This window comes from Steroidobacter denitrificans (assembly GCF_001579945.1).
Taxonomy (GTDB): Bacteria; Pseudomonadota; Gammaproteobacteria; order Steroidobacterales; family Steroidobacteraceae; genus Steroidobacter; species Steroidobacter denitrificans.
The window spans coordinates 1,617,519-1,633,098 of the sequence record NZ_CP011971.1 but is presented as its reverse complement, the minus strand read 5'-3'; the positions used below and the strand labels follow the sequence as shown (position 1 = coordinate 1,633,098).

Here is a 15,580-nt window from a genome sequence, read left to right as displayed (position 1 = left end):
TGGTCTGGCGGATAGGGATTAACGCTCATTGGCGTCACGATAGGTTTTCAGGAGGACTGCCGAGGGCAGGATCTGACTGATTACGCGGTTCCAGCGTGTAATGCTGGCGGTTCCCACGAACACGATGTCGTGCGGCTTAAGTTCGAAAGCATCGGCGAGCAACAAGGCATCCGCCGAATCCGCATTGAGATGAAAGACGCGGGCGGACGAGGTTTCGTCGCGGCGGATGACATACACTTGTCCGGAATCGGCCGTGTTCTGATTGACGCCGCCCGCCACGCTCAACGCTTCCGCTAGGCTCATGCGACCGCGGATCATCGGCGCCGCCTGTGGATTCCAAACCTCGCCCATCACGAACACTTTGCTTTCCTCGATGCCCGGGATGTACAACACATCCTCATCTTGCAGCAGCACGTTCTGTGCCGCATCGCCGTGCTTGTACATCGACAGCAAATCCAGAATCACCGTGCGGCCGTCACGGGTGAGCGACACGCGGCGCATATCCGCCTTGTCGGTGAGTCCACCGCTGCGGCTGATCGCCTCGGCGATCGTGAGCGGCACGTCGTTGATCGGCTGGATCCCCGGCTGGCCGATTGCCCCGATCACGTGAACGCGCTGGCTACGATATGCGGCGACTCGCACGTCGAGCTGCGGGTTCTCGATGTACTTGGACAGACGCTTCGCCAGTAGCTCCCTTAGCTCGTTCGTGGTCATGCCGGAAACATGCAATCGGCCAATGTATGGGTAATAAAGGCATCCCTCTTCATCGACGATTTGCCCCGCCGCATCAGCGGCGCGGTACTCGCCGGCCGGAATGGTCAGTTCCGGATGCTCCCAAACAACGACGGAAAGAACGTCACGCGGACCGATGCGATAAGGTCCGCGTTCTTTACCGGTCAACGCCTTCGGCGCATCTACATCGCTCGCCTCCTCGAGCTTCGAGATCAGCGTCGGCGTGATCGGCACATATTCCACCTGCAGACCGAGTTCACTGTCACTCGGCATCAGCCGCGCCGCTGCTTCCCGGAAGCTTCCGGTCATCTTCATTCCTGGCGCCATGACGCACCCGGCCTGCAGCAGAGCGCAGAGAACCAAAACAAGCCTTCCCACTATCTTTCCATCCAATATCAATGGCGGCCGCCGCCATACAGGACATGCTTCGCGGCCACGTCATCCAGGGCTCTACGCGTCCCGACGCTTGCGGGCAAGCGCTGAATTAAGTTCACTGCCGGAGGACACAATATCGAGGCTATCCCCTGCCCTCGATTCATGTGATTGCTACGAGAGCACCAAGCTAGCATCGATGAGATTCGTCCAGCCTGGTGATTCATCCATTCTGAAAGTGATTCGTCGAAGAGTTCATTTCGAGGGTACCGATCTGGCCTGGAATCATGTTATTGGATTGGCATCTGTCGATACATCATTCCAGATGGTTTGAATCCGAATTGGATTTAGAAAACTACACCATGAAATTCCTATAACAACGGCAAATTTTATTGTCGGCATATGCGTCCACGCGCTTCATCCAGAGCAAATATATCCGCAATGCATCTTTCCCTTCGGCGCAAGACGAGGGATCTCGTTCATCATTGAGGGCTGGCGATGGGACTGAAACCTCGCCATTTCTTACCCACTCCCGAAATAGGAAGGCTCGATAACATGCAGTCGCTTCACCTTGACAGATTTTATCCAGACAATGGACAGATTCTTTTATCCTCGCTCCTTTTTCGTCTTCGCTCCACATCGCTGCGCGGCCTGTTGACAGGTGTCGCCGCAACGGTCGTCATCGGCTGCCTGACGGCAGGCAGCGCCTCAGCGGCGACCCAAGGTCAGCGGGGAGCGACCTCGACCGGTTCGCTCGGTGTATCTCTTACCGTTCCCACCCTCGCGCGTGTCTCCAAGCTGGAGGACATTCAACTCGGGTCCTGGACAGGCGCCGGAGATCTGACCGGCAGCTCAAATGCAATCTGCGTCTGGACCAACAGCGGCGTGTACAGCATCACCGCTCAATCGCAGAATGTGCAGGGTAATGACTTCAACCTGCGGTCGAACAGCGGCAAGCTGGTTCCCTACAAGGTGCAATGGGCGCAGAGTGGTAATCAAACCAGCGGCCAAGCACTCAATCCAAACTCGCCGCTCACCGGTCAGAATACCAATGCCCAATCCATCGACTGTTCGCAGGGGCCCAACGCCACGGCAGGCCTGTTCGTCAATATTGCCGAAAACGCTCTCAGCGCTGCCGGCGAAGGGGCCTATTCCGACACGTTGACGCTAGTGATTACGCCGCTTTAAGGGCATCTCCGGCGGGTGAAAGTAATAAAACCGTTCCGGCTGTCAGCCGAGGCTATCATTACCACGCATGGCGGTTGATTCCGGTGCCGGCACTGACGCAGTTTGCAATGACGGCGCCAGTGCCGGCACCCTGATCATCACCGTCTCATAACTACATCGGCGACCCATGCGGCTATTGCTTCTCGCTCCGAGCCTGCATTGCGCTGTCGTCTGCGCCGCGGTATTGCTATGTGTACCCTGCTGGGCACAGTCGCTTCGTACGATTCCGCCGCCGGGCTTCGATGATCTCGACGACCCGCAAAGAACGCTGATCGATCTCGTCATACTCGGGCGCACGATTCAAGGGGTCGCTGTCGCCCTGCAAGGCGCCACGCTACGCTTCGAAGAGCCGCTACGACTGCTGGCGGAAATCAAGGAGATCGATGATTCTCAACAGCTTCTGCAAACGCTGAGCGGGCCGTTGCCGACCAATGAACAGCTCGTGTGCCACGCGCATGCCGCCGACCAGGAAAATTGCGGACGGCTGGAGCCGCGCGTCGCCGGCATCATCTATGATCGCGAACGTTTTCGCGCCGAACTCTTCATCAATGCAGCCTTCGTCAGATCGGAGGTCGGTGTCGATATCTTTCTTCCCTCGCCGCCAACGGAAGAGTTCGCATTCTCGCAACTGTTCGGCTCGGCTTCCGGGTCGATGGACGGTACCACCCGGATTTCGCTTCATCAGGAACTGCAGGTGGGCGCAGGCGCGACTCGTCTGGTGGCAAGCACGTTCCTCTCCAACGAGGAGGCGCTGCTGATCGATGCATTGCGCCTGGAGCATGATCGCAAGCTGTGGCGCTATACCCTGGGACGCTTCTTCGCACCATCGCTTGCCGCTATCTCTGATCTCAATATGCTGGGCATCTCCATTCGTACGCACACCGACGGGCTGGTGGACAAGAAACTGACGGATCCCGACCAGCTCGCGGTCTTTCTGAATCGACGCGCGCAGGTCAGGGTTCTGCGTGAGGGGCGGGTCCTGTTGAGTCAGACGTTGGCTCCCGGACACCAGACGGTCGATCAGCAGCGCTTGCCGGACGGTTCGTACCAGGTGACGCTACAGATTCTCGAAGAAGGTTCCGCGCCTCGTGAAGAGGTTCGATTTTTTGTCAAGGAATACGACGTACCCAGCGCTCGAACGCCGTTCTACTTCTTTGACGCTGGCCGCATCGTGAACTTTACGCGATCACGGCTCGATGCCGACGATCCCATGTATGCATTGCGCGTCGGAGCGCGTTGGCGAGTGGCAAATAATTTGGCACTGGGTGGGGATTTGCTCGGCGGCACACAAGCGCAGCTGGCCGAGTTCAGCGCCTCGCGTCTCGGCGAACACTGGTCGGCTCGCTGGGCGTCTTTCGCGTCGAACTTTGGGAATTTCGGCATCGATTCGAGGCTCACCGCGCACACCGGGCAGTGGCACCCCTCATTGATGTTGCGTAAAGTCTGGTCAGGCGATGGCGCTAGCGCCGACAGCTTCATTTATGAACTAGCGCGCAGCCAGACACGAGCGAGTATCTCGCTTGCGGGTCCCATCGGCGAGGCGATCCTCTCCTCTAGTTTTTCGCTCAGCGACAGCCAGTTCGGCCGCTCGCACAGCGCAAGCATGCATCTACGCTATCCATGTTCGCTGAACGGCGCGCTGAACTCGGATATCCTTTTCGATATCGGGTACGCTGACGGAACGGTTGTCGCTTCGCTGGGGCTCACCGGCCGCTTCGGACGGCCCTCACGCACGCTCGATGTTACATCAGGCTATCGGATAATCGATGGCCGCCGGAGCGCCGGCCCCACGGATCACTCCGGCGATTTCCAAACCGCGTCGCTCTCCGGATACTTCGAACCCTCCGGCGCGCACCGCATCCAGGCAATGATGGCCGCCGATCGCACTCCTGATGGGCATAATCTCCAAGTGCAGGGCGACTACCAGGGCGGGCTGGGCCAGCTGTCCGCCGCTTCGAACGTCGGGCGTCTGGGCAATATCTCCACCGCTTCGTATGACGTCAACTTTCAAACCGGACTCTACGCCACACGATTATTGAGCACCGACCGGGCCTTCGGTATGGGCGGCAGCTCGGGAAATGCCGCAATCCTCGTAGGGATCGAAGGTTCTGCGCCCGATAACATCTTTCATGTCTATATCGACGGGGTCGAACGCGGCGCGCTACGCGCGCAGGAGCAGCTCACGGTCACTGTTCCAGCCTATCACACCTATGACATACGGATCTCAGCGACCGGCACACGCGCCGTGACCTACGACCAGGGCGCCCGACATGTGACGCTGTTTCCGGGCAATGTGGCGCACTACACCTGGCGTGCGGCCGTCGTCATTCCAGCCTTCGGAAGAATTATCGGATCAGATGGTGAGCCATTGCGCAATGTGCAGATCAAGGGCGCTGCTATCACGGTCTTCACGGATGAGCGAGGCTACTTTACGGCCGAACTTCCAGTCACGGCTACGCTGCGGTTCCTGCATCCGCGTGCTGGATGCGAAATACCGGTAACCATTGATGATCCCAGCGCCTTGTTCGTCCGCCTGGGCATACTGCGCTGCTCCGGTGCCGGCCTTGCTCCGCAAAAGACGACTCTCGATCATTCAAATCGTATTACAAGGCCGTGACGATGTTCGTTCGTGTCATATCGCTGCTGACCGCCTTGCCGCCGGCGCTCTATGCCCTGCTCTCAAGTTCACCCGCGCACGCACAGATGGTGCTCGACAAGATAGAGGTCGAATTAGGTGCAGAACGGCGCTACGACGACATCGAAATTACCAATTTAGGAACCGAGCCTCTCTATATACAGATCGCCCCCAGCCGGATACAACATCCCGGGCGCCCCGACGAGAAACGCATCTCGCCACGCGATCCGGAGTCGCTGGGCCTGCTCGTCACGCCGATGCGCCTGATCGTGCAACCTAGGGAACGCCATCGGGTGCGCATCGTTGCGCTCAATCCACAACCGGTCCTCGACGAGGTTTTTCGCGTCGCGATCAAACCCGTGGTTGGCAGCATCGAGTCCGATCAGACAGCGGCGGTCAAGGTGGTCGTAGCTTACGACGTGCTAGTACTGGTGCGCCCTGCCGACGCCAATGCGGATATCCAAAGCCGGCGCACCGGCCATGTACTGATGATCGAGAACCTGGGCAACTCGTGCGCAGTGCTGCACGATGGCCGTCAATGCGACGCATCACAGCAGGACTGCCGCACGCTACCGGCTCAACGCCTTTATGCGGGCGGCAAGTTTCGCGTGGAACTACCGTTCGATACCCCTGCGACGTACACGGTGCGCTTTCGCGGCGATATGAAGACACGGACATTCTAGCGAGAATGCCGGTGAGCAAAGTAATATCGCACCTGTTTACCCTGCGATCCGGTGACGGACCGTTCCTTCGACGAACGGGTTGCCCACTGAAACGGCATCGTCTACTCGCGGCCAGAGTTCATAGTAATGCCTCTGGGATGATCCGGATCGATGCCCTTGAACAACGCCACGTGAAATGCTAACAACTGCAGCGCAACGCTGTAGACAACGGGACACTGGATTTCTGCCAGCCTCCCCGGCATCGCAATCGAGGCAACTTCCTCCTTCGAGATCAGGCCTGAGTCGGGGTCGGCGAACACAACGACCTGACCCCTTCGGGCGCGGACCTCCATCAGATTGGATTTGAGTTTCTCCAGGACCGTATCGCACGGTGCCATGGCAATCACCGGCATTGCGGCATCCACCAGTGCTAGCGGTCCGTGCTTCAGTTCGCCGGCTGCGTACGCTTCCGCCTGGATATACGACACTTCCTTCAGCTTTAGCGCTCCTTCCATCGCGACGGGATACATGATGCCGCGTCCCAGTAAAAGCATATGGCGTTCTTCCGCCAAGCGCCGGGCCAGTGAACGTATCGCCGGCTCGAGCGCAAGCGTTGCTTCGATCACCGCCGGTAACGTCAGCAACTGCGCCACCAGTTCACGCTCCCGACATGAATCATCCTCATATCGGCGCACAAGGGCGCCGATGAGTACGCCGAGCGCCACCAGTTGGGCGGTGAACGTCTTGGTTGCGGGTAGTGCCAGCTTTGCGCCTGCATGTGTCAACAGAACCAGGTCAGACTCCCGCACCAACGTACTTTTCGGCGCATTGCAGATCGCGAGCGATGCGATAAAGCCGCCTGGTCTAGCAAGTCTTGCCGCCGCGAGCGTGTCGGGCGTCTCTCCCGACTGCGACAGTGCCACGAGCAACGATCCTCTTGGCGTTACCGGTTTTCGGTAGCGGTATTCACTCGCTACTTCGATACTGCACGGCAACCTGCAGATCTGTTCGATGAAATACCGCGCTACGACTCCGGCGTGATAGCTTGTACCGCACGCCACGATGTGCACATGTTCGGTACGATCGAACACTGTGCCGGCAGCTGAACCGAAGGCAGCCTCGATCACTCGCCCGTTCGTCACGCAACCGGCCAGCGTGCGGCTTACAGCGCCAGGCTGCTCAAGGATCTCCTTGCGCATGAAATAGCGATAGCCTGCGTTGTCCCGCTCCATTACGCCACTCCGGCAGTGCCGCGCGGTGGCGCATCGACACCACTGGATGCGCCGTGATGAAGCGGCTCGTCTCCAGCCTTGTCCATCGGTTCGCCTTTCAGGCCGCCAGCCGATTCTACCTTGCCATGAACGGCCTTCTGCAGGATCTCGACCATGCAACTGGCCATGTGCGCCCTGGAAAAATCGGGCGCCGCATCAAGCGCTGCCTGACGCAGGCGCAGCCACAGATCGCGATCGTCCGCCAGCGTTTCGATGGCAGCTGCGAGATCATCGGGTTGCTCCGGCTGTACGATCAATCCGCATCCGGTCCAACGGACAAGCTGCGTCGCCTCGCCTTCCGGAAGACTGGCGATGGTGGGCACACCGTTACCCATCGCTTCGAACAACTTCGAAGGGATCACCGTGGCGAATAGTGGATCGTCTCGCAGCGGCATGAGCGATGCATCGCAGATGCTCCAAAGAGCACCCATCGCCTCCTTGGGTTGCCTAGGTATCAGGTGCACATTGGCAAGCCCACGCTGCTGAACGATACGCTCCACTTCAGCACGGGCGGCCCCACTCCCTGCAAAGACCAATACGATGTCCTTGCGGGGCGCCAACCTTGCCGCTGCCTCCAGGACGCGCGGCAACGCATGGGCCATGCCATGTGTTCCCAGGTAGCCGACCACGAACTTTTCTTGCAGACCATACTGCTGCACGATATCGGCTGCACGTGGCCGTGGCCAGCACCAGGAGAGATCCGCCCCGTTAAGGACCACGTGGATCTTTCCATTATCGATCCCACGCCCGACCAGATCCTCCCGAAACGCCTGCGTCACGGATACGATGACAGCAGCACGCCGATACAGAAACAGTTCCAGCCTCTCCAACATGCGCATGGCAAATCCAGGACGCATGGCGCCGACCGCGGCGATCGAGGCGGGCCACAAGTCGCGCAGTTCCAACACGAAGGGAAGACGCCTGAGCGCGGCGAGCATCCACCCACCAACAGCGCAGAAGAACTGCGGAGTCGTGGCCACGACGACATCCGGACGACGTTCGAACAACCCGGCAAACACCGCTGCGGCTGCGAAGCTGAGATAGTCCAACGTGCGTCTTACAAAACCTTCGTTTGCGCTGATGAACGTCTTCACGCGAATGACTCGAATACCATCGACCGTTTCTGTCGTATGCCAGGCATTTCGATACCCTTTATAGACGCGGCCTTCCGGAAAATTCGGCGCACATGTGATCACGGTCACCTCGTGACCGGCCGCCACCCAGTACTTGGCATGTTCGTGTATCCGGGCGGCCGGAGCGTTGGACTCCGGCGGAAAGTTATCCGAGAGAAACAGGATCCGCATGATATTCATCCTCGGGCATGAGTGGCGGCGCATCGGGTAACCCTGCCATATGGAGGTCCGCCGTCCAGGAGGGAGGCGGTGGTGCTAGCATTACGGCGCGCAGCGCCAGGAGATCTGCGTAGAAAATCGTCGTGCGCGCGATTGCACCTCCAAGCGCCGGTTAGGCAGCGCAAGACCAAAGCGCGGATGCCAGGTACCTAAAGTCGACTCGATCGCAGCGCCTGTCGTGGAAACCTGTATGCGGTAGTCCGCTCCCCGAAGAACGGCTCCGTTGCGTCCGATGACGACATCGACATCCGGATGTACGATCAGCATGGCTTGCGCGATATTAAAATCGCCGCAGATCGAATCCTCGATCCGCAGAGACGTATCGGTGAGTGACCAATGGCGCATATGCATAAGTCCACGGGAAATTCGTTCATAGCCGTCATGGGAGGCATGCAGGCACAGGACGTCTTCGTCAGCGTTCCACCTCACGTTCTGCGGACGCGCCCGGCGGGCAACGCGGAAACTGCCCCATACTTCCGAGGAGTCGTGACCGTCGATCACGACGGTATTATGGGACGCCGTGCCACGCTGGCGCAGACGCAGTGGACCCGGCTCGTAGGTGGACACTCCCCCATTGACGAACACTCGATGTCCAAGCAGCGATAGCTCAAAACTCAGCGTATCGGCATGTGCATGACCGGGCTGATGGTCCGGACCGATGTCACCGACATCGGCGATCAACACGGCGGCACCGCGCTGCAACCGTACGTACCCGGAATGCGCGAGCGCCTCAATGGGCCGGATCTCCTCGTTCTTCACTCCATCGAGCTGCGTCACGACCGTGCTGGCGTAATCCTGCAATTCACAATAGCGGGAGGCGATACCCATGACAGCATCGTTGAAGAAAGCCAGGTCACCGTCTGGATGGGTCATGATCCGCATCCAGCGCAGCATTTCATACGCGATGGCGCGCCATCTATGCACACGTGCCGTATCCAGTACACCGGGAAAAACATTGGCCAACTGCAACAGATCTAGTACATCGGCGAGCACGATTGCGTGATACATCGGACTGCGCTCGACATGTCCCCCGTCGGGTAGGATCTGCTCAGTTAGCTGCTCGTCCAATACGCGCACACCCCTGTGCAACCAATGCCGCGCTTCCCGTCCGGTAAAAAATGTGCCCGCAAAGATGAGTGCCTTGGCGTTTGCCAGAAGATGGTTGCCGAGCAAATGGAACTCCATCCGTCGCGCCAGCCATCGCGCCTGCGTTGCGAGGCTGTCCAGTGCTGCATCGGACAAGGAGGCGCCGGCCAGCACCCACTGGATCCAGTTCGTGATCCTGAGCGAACTCGGATAAGGATCCCACCCGATGCCGCTGCCAGCCGGATTCTCCGCAATCCAGCGATGAATCAGCGCCTCATGCCAGGCCCGTCGATCGTCCGCGCCGTCTGCGAGAAGGTCGTCGAAGTAATGGAGGTTATAGAGCCACAGCTTCGGCACCTCGCCATTAGTCCACTGCGCCGGTTCACGCAGCGTGCGCTCCACGTTGAGAAACTGGAAGCGGCAAGGCCCGGTCATCGAGGGCTTACGGGGCATGGGGCACCAGCGCTGCGAGTGGAGGCGACGCGCAGAGGCAGGACGGCGAAACGGCTTCGGCTTGCGCATTTTAAACCAGACCCGCCCGTAGATCTGTACCGGCCGAAGATATCTCACGGTGTTGATCGTGAGCCGAAATGTTCGCAAGCTCTCACGCATCGCTGCTCAGTTCGCTAGACGTACAGCTGCTCCGTAGGAGGTCATTCAAGGAAACAGTGGCGGTATCCTTACCGGTTGCGGACTGCATCGCGCTCTTCGATCCGGCGTGCAGAGCTTCCGTCAAACGAATCGAAGCCGCAGTCACTTCGATGAGCTCATGGAGCGGCGTAGGCGCGGTACCACCGCAGCGCAATTCGCGTATAAATTGAAAAACCGCCGCCCGGGCGCCTTTGTCCTGGCGCCAGAGACGCATACCGACACCTTTTCCCCATCCCCAGCCTTTCAGGACGCGAAAGTTGTCCAGCTGCAGTACGCGTCTGGCGCAGAACACTTCGACACGTTCCTTCGGAAAGCTCTTATGTCCACTCGATACGTAGTGAATGGTACCGACCGAGCCGTCCGCAAACGTGAGCGCCAACAGCGCGGTATCCGGTACCGCGCAGCTCCCGGATCTTCCTGTGGCCAGTGCCGCCACGGCGGCTATTGGATGACCGGACAGGCAGCGCAGCAGATCCACGTAGTGGCAGGCCTCGCCGATGATCCGGCCGCCGCCCACGCGCCGGTCTTGCGTCCAGTGCTCGGGAGGAATGTGTCCGGCGTTCACCGTCACCACGAAGGTCTTGGGTTCAGCGATCGATTCGAGCAACTCTTTCATTCGCCGGACATGCGGAGAGAATCGGCGATTGAAGCCGACCATCAGCAGCTGCGCCGGACGTGCCGCAGCCTCCCGTTCGATCTCCGACAGCTCCGGCAACGTGAGGCACAGCGGCTTCTCGACGAATACATGCTTTCCGGCACGCAGAGCGCTCAGGACGTAACGCGCGTGCGAGTCGTGACGCGTGACGACCGCAATCGCATCGGCCGCCGCATCCCCGATCACCTGAGCAGCATCCGTGGAGGCTTGCATGAACCCGTACTTGCGGCCGTAATGGGCGGCGCTTACGCCGGTGGCGCTCACGATGGTGTGCAGTTGCGCTCCGGCGGCTTTGAATGCGGGAATCAGTACCCGTCCGGCATAGGCGCCCGCGCCGATAAAGGCGATCGCCGGCTGCCCAGCCCGTGAATGCAGGCCATCCGGACTGCCACTCAATACGATGGAGCGCGGCAAAGTGTCCGGCTGCGGAGTGCCCGAAATGTACTGCAGCACGATGCCAAGGGCCCTTGGATCCTCCAGACTCCGATACGCCTCGCTCGCCTGTTCGAGCGCAAATCGATGCGAGATCATCGGTTCGAGATTCAAGGTGCCGCTCGCCATCAGATCCAGCACGGCTTCGAAGTTACGTTGCTGCGTCCAGCGCACAAACCCAACGGGATAATCCCGACCATGCTCCTCGTACTCGGGATCGTATCTACCCGGACCGTAAGAGCAGCTCACCTGAAAGCTGAGTTCCTTCTCATAGAAATCCGCGCGCGACAACTCGAGTCCGGTCACACCGACCAGTACGATTCGACCGCGTTTTCGACACATAGCCGCGGCCTGCGAGACGGGCTCACTGCTGCGAGTGGACGCCGTGATGATGACGGCGTCGATACCACGACCTCTGGAGAACGCGACTGCTGTGCGGACCGGATCTTCCCCGCGCGAGAGATCCACGGCGTCAGCGCCAAACTTCCTGGCCAACTCCAGACGATGCGGATCGAAGTCCACGCCCAACACGCGGCAGCCATGTGCACGCAGCAACTGCACGCATAACAGTCCGATCAGCCCGAGCCCCGTGACTACAACGCACTCCCCGATCGTCGGCGCCGCGAGCCGTATGCCCTGCAAGCCGATCGCCGCCGGTACCGTGAACGCCGCATGATCGTCCGCTACAGAATCCGGGACCCGGGTGCACAGATTCTTCGGTACGCAGACGATCTGCGCATGCTTTCCGTTGCTGACCACACGATCCCCGATCGATAGTCCATCAACTCCTGCGCCTACCTGCTGAATCGATCCAACGTTGCAGTATCCGAGCGCCAGCGGCTCGTCCAGCTTGGCCCTGACCGTATCCAGCGTAGTCAGCACTCCGTCCGTGTGCATTTTTGCAAGCACCTCGCGCACCTTATCCGGCTGCTGACGCGCCTTCTGTAACAAGTTGGCCTGTCCGAATTTGACCAACATACGTTCGGTGCCGGCGGACACGACCGTGGCATGTGTGCGGATCAGAACCTTTCCCGGCGAAATGGCCGGCGCGGGTACTTCGCAGGTGCCTATTTCACCCGTATCGAGTTTCTGAAGAATCTGTTGCACGCGATCATCCAAGTTCGATTCAGGTCGCTCGACCGTTCATTACTGCGCTCCTTGAGCGAGACCACTGCAATCCTTGCAAACGCTCCATCCACGCCACGACGCCCGTACGGATCGCGCACAGGCACCGGGTGAACTGCTCCTCGTCGCCGCCGAGCGGATCATCGATTTCCACGCCCTGCCAGTGCCCCAGCATGTGCACCTTCCCGGTGTGCGCCGGAAAGTCCCTGCGCAGGACGCTTCGATGCGCCTGCTCCATCACCAGGATCAGATCCGCTGCATACACGTCGGCGAAACGCAGTCGAACCGCCTGACGATTTTGATCTATCTGCACGCCCGCCTTCCGGCACGCCTTGACCGCCCATTCATGCACGGTCGCACGTTGCGGGGTAATCAGTCCGCGCGAAAATACGCGTACTTGTATACTGTTTGGCGTAGCCAGACGGCTGAGTACCGCCTCGGCCATAGGGCTTCTGCAGACATTTGCAGTACATACCATCAAGATTCGTAACGCGATCGAATCGGAAGCATCGCAGAGCGTCTCTTTCATTACAGTTAGCTCGAACCGATACGTTCGATCTGCACAAGCGCATGTGTGCTCATATGACGAAGGCTGTGAAATCCAGCGCGAGAAGTCGCACTGCACGCGATCGCAATGCCATATCCGTATTGCCTCGCAAGTGTATTGACGATACCGACTGACGCGGCACAAGTCTGATTCAAATTGGTTCTTTCTGAGCCCTGCCCGGAATCGAGGCGGTACCGCACGTCTCCCTGCGGGTAGGCATGGGAATGCTTGTGGCAACCTTCGCTTCCAGAAAAGTCATTCCATCTCGAACTGTTCTACCCGGTGCGGACCTCTGCGCTTGTTTAGGCTATGCGTGTCTCATCAACCCAACGGATTGGCGGATGCACAGCGGTAATTCGCCGCCGCACACAGCAAAGAGCCACAGTTCTGCATGCTGCACGCAGCTATCGTCTTTATCAGCACGGTTGTACTCATCCTGATCCTGCTCCCGATTGCACCGGTGCTCGGCTTCATAGACCGCCCCGGTGGACGTAAGCGGCATGAAGGTGAAGTCGCTGTGATCGGTGGAATCGGTATGTTCGGCGGTTATGCAGTGGGCGTATTGTTGGCGCCCTATCAGACTCAGGCCTCGCTACCGGCTCTGCTGAGCATGAGTATGCTGTTTGCTGTCGGGATAACCGACGATCGCTTCGAAGTGCACCCATGGTTGCGTCTTGCGGTTCATCTGGCCGCAGCTGCGATCCTGATAGGCTCCGGTGGGGTAGTCATCGAGCGGATTCTCAGCTGGGAAGATGGATCCTTCATCGGCCTTGACGCATGGGCGCCGGCATTTACCCTGCTGGCCGCGATGGCCGCCATCAATGCCTACAATCTCGTCGATGGCCTCGATGGGCTCGCCGCCGGACTCGGCCTGCTGTCCTTGGTGTTTTTTCTGGTGCTATCCTGCCTTGCAGCCGGCCCCCAAGAGTTGATTATTGCAATTGCGATCGCTGCGGCCCCACTAGCGGCCTTTCTCGCGTTCAATGCTCCATTTTCGTTCAACCGCCGGTTTCGATGCTTCATGGGAGATGCCGGCAGCACGATGATCGGGCTATGGGTTGCGTGGTTCGGCATGCGTATCAGTCAGGGCCCAGTGATGCTTGCACAACCCACGACCATACTTTGGATGACCGCGGTGCCCATCATGGAACTCATCGTCAGTTTCGCGCGCCGTCTCGCAGACGGACGGTCCCCGCTATCGGCGGATGCGGATCACTTCCATCATAGGTTGCAACGCGCCGGCCTCTCCGGCCGCGCGACCTGCGCGGTCCTTCTGGGTATTACCGTACTGTTCGCAGGATGCGGGTTTTTGATCGAACTCTTCAAGGTTGACGACCTGATCTCCCTCGCCCTATTGCTCACGTGCTCTACGGCAACGTGCATCGCATTACGAAACCCCGAAGCATGCAAGGGCGCGCTGCTGCGCCTGCGTGGCGAACGGTATGGAGATACCGAAATTCACCGGACACGGTTTCTATGATTCTCACCGGCATACGCAGCTCCGCCGGTGCTGCGACACTCAGGGGCTTGCTACAGTACTTCTGGCGTCCGCGGATGATTTGTATAAAGTTCATCCGAAAAAACGGATGAAGGAGACTCGATCTTCAAACCAGCTTATCTACACGGTTTTCAGATCGGCCATGACATGCATACCGGGAGTACGACGTCGGCACTCTGGCGGTCTCGACAAGGCACGGAATATAGCCGCGCAATAAAGGCACATGCGACATTCGCCGACTGAAGAACTGCTGAAGAATGATTCCGCCACCGCGTTATCCCAGCAGTTTCCTCGGCGGCTCATGCTGGGTTCCAGATGATTGGCTTTGCAGCGCCGAGGTCGGGGACTTCCACCGCTTTGCTCATCCAAGCGAGCTGATGGGCTTTTTGGATTTGGTATCCATCGCGATGATTCCCGACACTAGAGTGTAGGCAGCCCCGCGATGGACAGATGAAATGCAGTAACCAATCCGCGGATATCAGCATGATCCATCCTCGCCATGACTGCCTGCGCGTCGCGTTGCTACTGCGCTTGTTTGCTAGGTTAGATCCAACATCGTGGTATAGAACGCGAGAAAGAGGGCGTTGTGCCAGTTGACACGTCAGGCCATATCAGTCCGGGTCTTCGTACATGTGTATGTTCTTGACGTGCGAAGGCTGAGCGCCCGCGACTCATAGAGCAAAAATATCAGGGAGATTTCTGGCGCCTTGCAGAATCCGCAGGATCAGGGCGCCGTCCTCGAAGGGCTCAAAGAAAATGACGTAGTTGCCGTGCGCACAGCTGCGCAGCTTCGCGCCGAGTTGGGGGCGAGCTACGTAGTGGAGCGGCCCGTCTGCGATCTTCTCGCAGTGTTCGCGGATTTCGCGGATGAAAGAGACTGCACGTCGCGGATTGTCGAGCACGATGTAGTCGCCGATCTCTTCAAGGTCGGCTTCGGCCAGTGGCGTGAAATAGGCGCGCACTTGCTATTTCGGCTCTTGGGCGGCTTTGGCGTATTTGCGCTCAAGACGGTCGAGAATGTCAGTAGCAGGCCGGGGTTTCCCACTCTGTCGGCCTTTGTCGATTTCACCGCGCAGGGCGTCGAGAGATGCCTGTCGCCGCTGCTGCTCCTGCTCCAGCAGACGCAGAGCATCCCGCAAGACTTCGCTTGCGCTGACGTAGCGGCCTCCATCGACCTGCCTCCTTACGAACTGCTCGAAGTGTTCACCGAGGGTGTAACTTGATGGCACGGTAGTCACCGTTGAAAGCTGATGAGTATCTTAATATATCATAATATGATAATGTTGCGTAATCTGACCGGCATGTCGCTATCGGTCTCGATCGCGTACCCAATCG

The 15,580-nt window shown here is 59.0% G+C and carries 12 protein-coding genes; 4 read left to right on the top strand and 8 right to left on the bottom strand.

All coding sequences use genetic code 11. The annotated features are described in order from the left end of the window. Positions 1 to 18: 18 nt before the first annotated feature. Positions 19 to 1,041, bottom strand: coding sequence for a polysaccharide export protein (locus ACG33_RS07385; RefSeq protein WP_237392706.1), 1,023 nt, complete (start codon positions 1,039 to 1,041; stop codon positions 19 to 21). A gap of 561 nt (positions 1,042 to 1,602) precedes the next feature. On the opposite strand from ACG33_RS07385, the gene ACG33_RS07380 reads away from it, so the two are divergent. The 3 genes from ACG33_RS07380 to ACG33_RS07370 all read left to right on the top strand — a co-directional run bounded on the left by ACG33_RS07380 (position 1,603) and on the right by ACG33_RS07370 (position 5,649). After that, positions 1,603 to 2,292 carry a hypothetical protein gene (locus ACG33_RS07380; RefSeq protein ID WP_210399212.1) on the top strand — a complete coding sequence of 230 codons (690 nt, stop codon included), beginning with the start codon at positions 1,603 to 1,605 and terminating at the stop codon, positions 2,290 to 2,292. Between the two features lie 166 nt (positions 2,293 to 2,458). Then, positions 2,459 to 4,948, top strand: coding sequence for a TcfC E-set like domain-containing protein (locus ACG33_RS07375; RefSeq protein WP_066919996.1), 2,490 nt, complete (start codon positions 2,459 to 2,461; stop codon positions 4,946 to 4,948). 2 nt (positions 4,949 to 4,950) lie between these two features. Beyond that, the gene (locus ACG33_RS07370; protein WP_066919994.1) at positions 4,951 to 5,649 is read left to right on the top strand and encodes a fimbrial biogenesis chaperone; all 699 of its coding nucleotides are present in this window, start codon (positions 4,951 to 4,953) and stop codon (positions 5,647 to 5,649) included. Positions 5,650 to 5,750: 101 nt separating this feature from the next. Here ACG33_RS07370 and ACG33_RS07365 read toward each other — a convergent pair whose 3' ends face one another. From ACG33_RS07365 to ACG33_RS07345, 5 genes are all read right to left on the bottom strand, one after another. Continuing rightward, positions 5,751 to 6,860: an isomerizing glutamine--fructose-6-phosphate transaminase gene (locus ACG33_RS07365; RefSeq protein ID WP_066919992.1), complete on the bottom strand. Its 1,110-nt coding sequence runs from the start codon at positions 6,858 to 6,860 to the stop codon at positions 5,751 to 5,753. Beyond that, positions 6,860 to 8,203 carry a glycosyltransferase family 4 protein gene (locus tag ACG33_RS07360; protein ID WP_083537211.1) on the bottom strand — a complete coding sequence of 448 codons (1,344 nt, stop codon included), beginning with the start codon at positions 8,201 to 8,203 and terminating at the stop codon, positions 6,860 to 6,862. The genes ACG33_RS07365 and ACG33_RS07360 overlap by 1 nt, the downstream gene beginning before the upstream one ends. A 90-nt stretch (positions 8,204 to 8,293) precedes the next feature. After that, positions 8,294 to 9,772 (bottom strand): heparinase II/III family protein, encoded by a 1,479-nt coding sequence (locus ACG33_RS07355; protein WP_066919987.1) that lies wholly within the window; start codon positions 9,770 to 9,772, stop codon positions 8,294 to 8,296. Between the two features lie 169 nt (positions 9,773 to 9,941). After that, the gene (locus ACG33_RS07350) at positions 9,942 to 12,182 is read right to left on the bottom strand and encodes a bi-domain-containing oxidoreductase (RefSeq protein ID WP_083537209.1); all 2,241 of its coding nucleotides are present in this window, start codon (positions 12,180 to 12,182) and stop codon (positions 9,942 to 9,944) included. A 19-nt stretch (positions 12,183 to 12,201) separates the two neighbouring features. Next, entirely contained in the window at positions 12,202 to 12,645 is a 444-nt protein-coding gene (locus ACG33_RS07345; protein WP_066919981.1) for an arsenate reductase/protein-tyrosine-phosphatase family protein, read from the bottom strand. A gap of 493 nt (positions 12,646 to 13,138) precedes the next feature. On the opposite strand from ACG33_RS07345, the gene ACG33_RS07340 reads away from it, so the two are divergent. After that, positions 13,139 to 14,227, top strand: coding sequence for an MraY family glycosyltransferase (locus ACG33_RS07340; protein ID WP_066919979.1), 1,089 nt, complete (start codon positions 13,139 to 13,141; stop codon positions 14,225 to 14,227). A 689-nt stretch (positions 14,228 to 14,916) separates the two neighbouring features. Here the strand turns inward: ACG33_RS07340 and ACG33_RS15685 are convergent. Both ACG33_RS15685 and ACG33_RS15680 read right to left on the bottom strand, forming a co-directional pair. After that, entirely contained in the window at positions 14,917 to 15,147 is a 231-nt protein-coding gene (locus tag ACG33_RS15685; RefSeq protein ID WP_407696494.1) for a type II toxin-antitoxin system RelE/ParE family toxin, read from the bottom strand. A gap of 63 nt (positions 15,148 to 15,210) precedes the next feature. Then, on the bottom strand, positions 15,211 to 15,474 hold the full coding sequence (locus tag ACG33_RS15680) for a type II toxin-antitoxin system ParD family antitoxin (RefSeq protein WP_083537206.1): 264 nt from the start codon (positions 15,472 to 15,474) through the stop codon (positions 15,211 to 15,213). Between the last annotated feature and the right edge of the window lie 106 nt (positions 15,475 to 15,580).

Bases quoted from the DNA above. Each gene is read 5' to 3' on its own strand.
- ACG33_RS07370 (WP_066919994.1), top strand. From the start codon at position 4,951: ATGTTCGTTCGTGTCATATCGCTGCTGACCGCCTTGCCGCCGGCGCTC.
- ACG33_RS07355 (WP_066919987.1), bottom strand. From the start codon at position 9,772: ATGACCGGGCCTTGCCGCTTCCAGTTTCTCAACGTGGAGCGCACGCTG.
- ACG33_RS07360 (WP_083537211.1), bottom strand. From the start codon at position 8,203: ATGCGGATCCTGTTTCTCTCGGATAACTTTCCGCCGGAGTCCAACGCT.
- ACG33_RS07340 (WP_066919979.1), top strand. From the start codon at position 13,139: ATGCTGCACGCAGCTATCGTCTTTATCAGCACGGTTGTACTCATCCTG.
- ACG33_RS07345 (WP_066919981.1), bottom strand. From the start codon at position 12,645: ATGGCCGAGGCGGTACTCAGCCGTCTGGCTACGCCAAACAGTATACAA.
- ACG33_RS07385 (WP_237392706.1), bottom strand. From the start codon at position 1,041: ATGACCGGAAGCTTCCGGGAAGCAGCGGCGCGGCTGATGCCGAGTGAC.
- ACG33_RS07375 (WP_066919996.1), top strand. From the start codon at position 2,459: ATGCGGCTATTGCTTCTCGCTCCGAGCCTGCATTGCGCTGTCGTCTGC.
- ACG33_RS07365 (WP_066919992.1), bottom strand. From the start codon at position 6,860: ATGGAGCGGGACAACGCAGGCTATCGCTATTTCATGCGCAAGGAGATC.
- ACG33_RS07380 (WP_210399212.1), top strand. From the start codon at position 1,603: ATGGGACTGAAACCTCGCCATTTCTTACCCACTCCCGAAATAGGAAGG.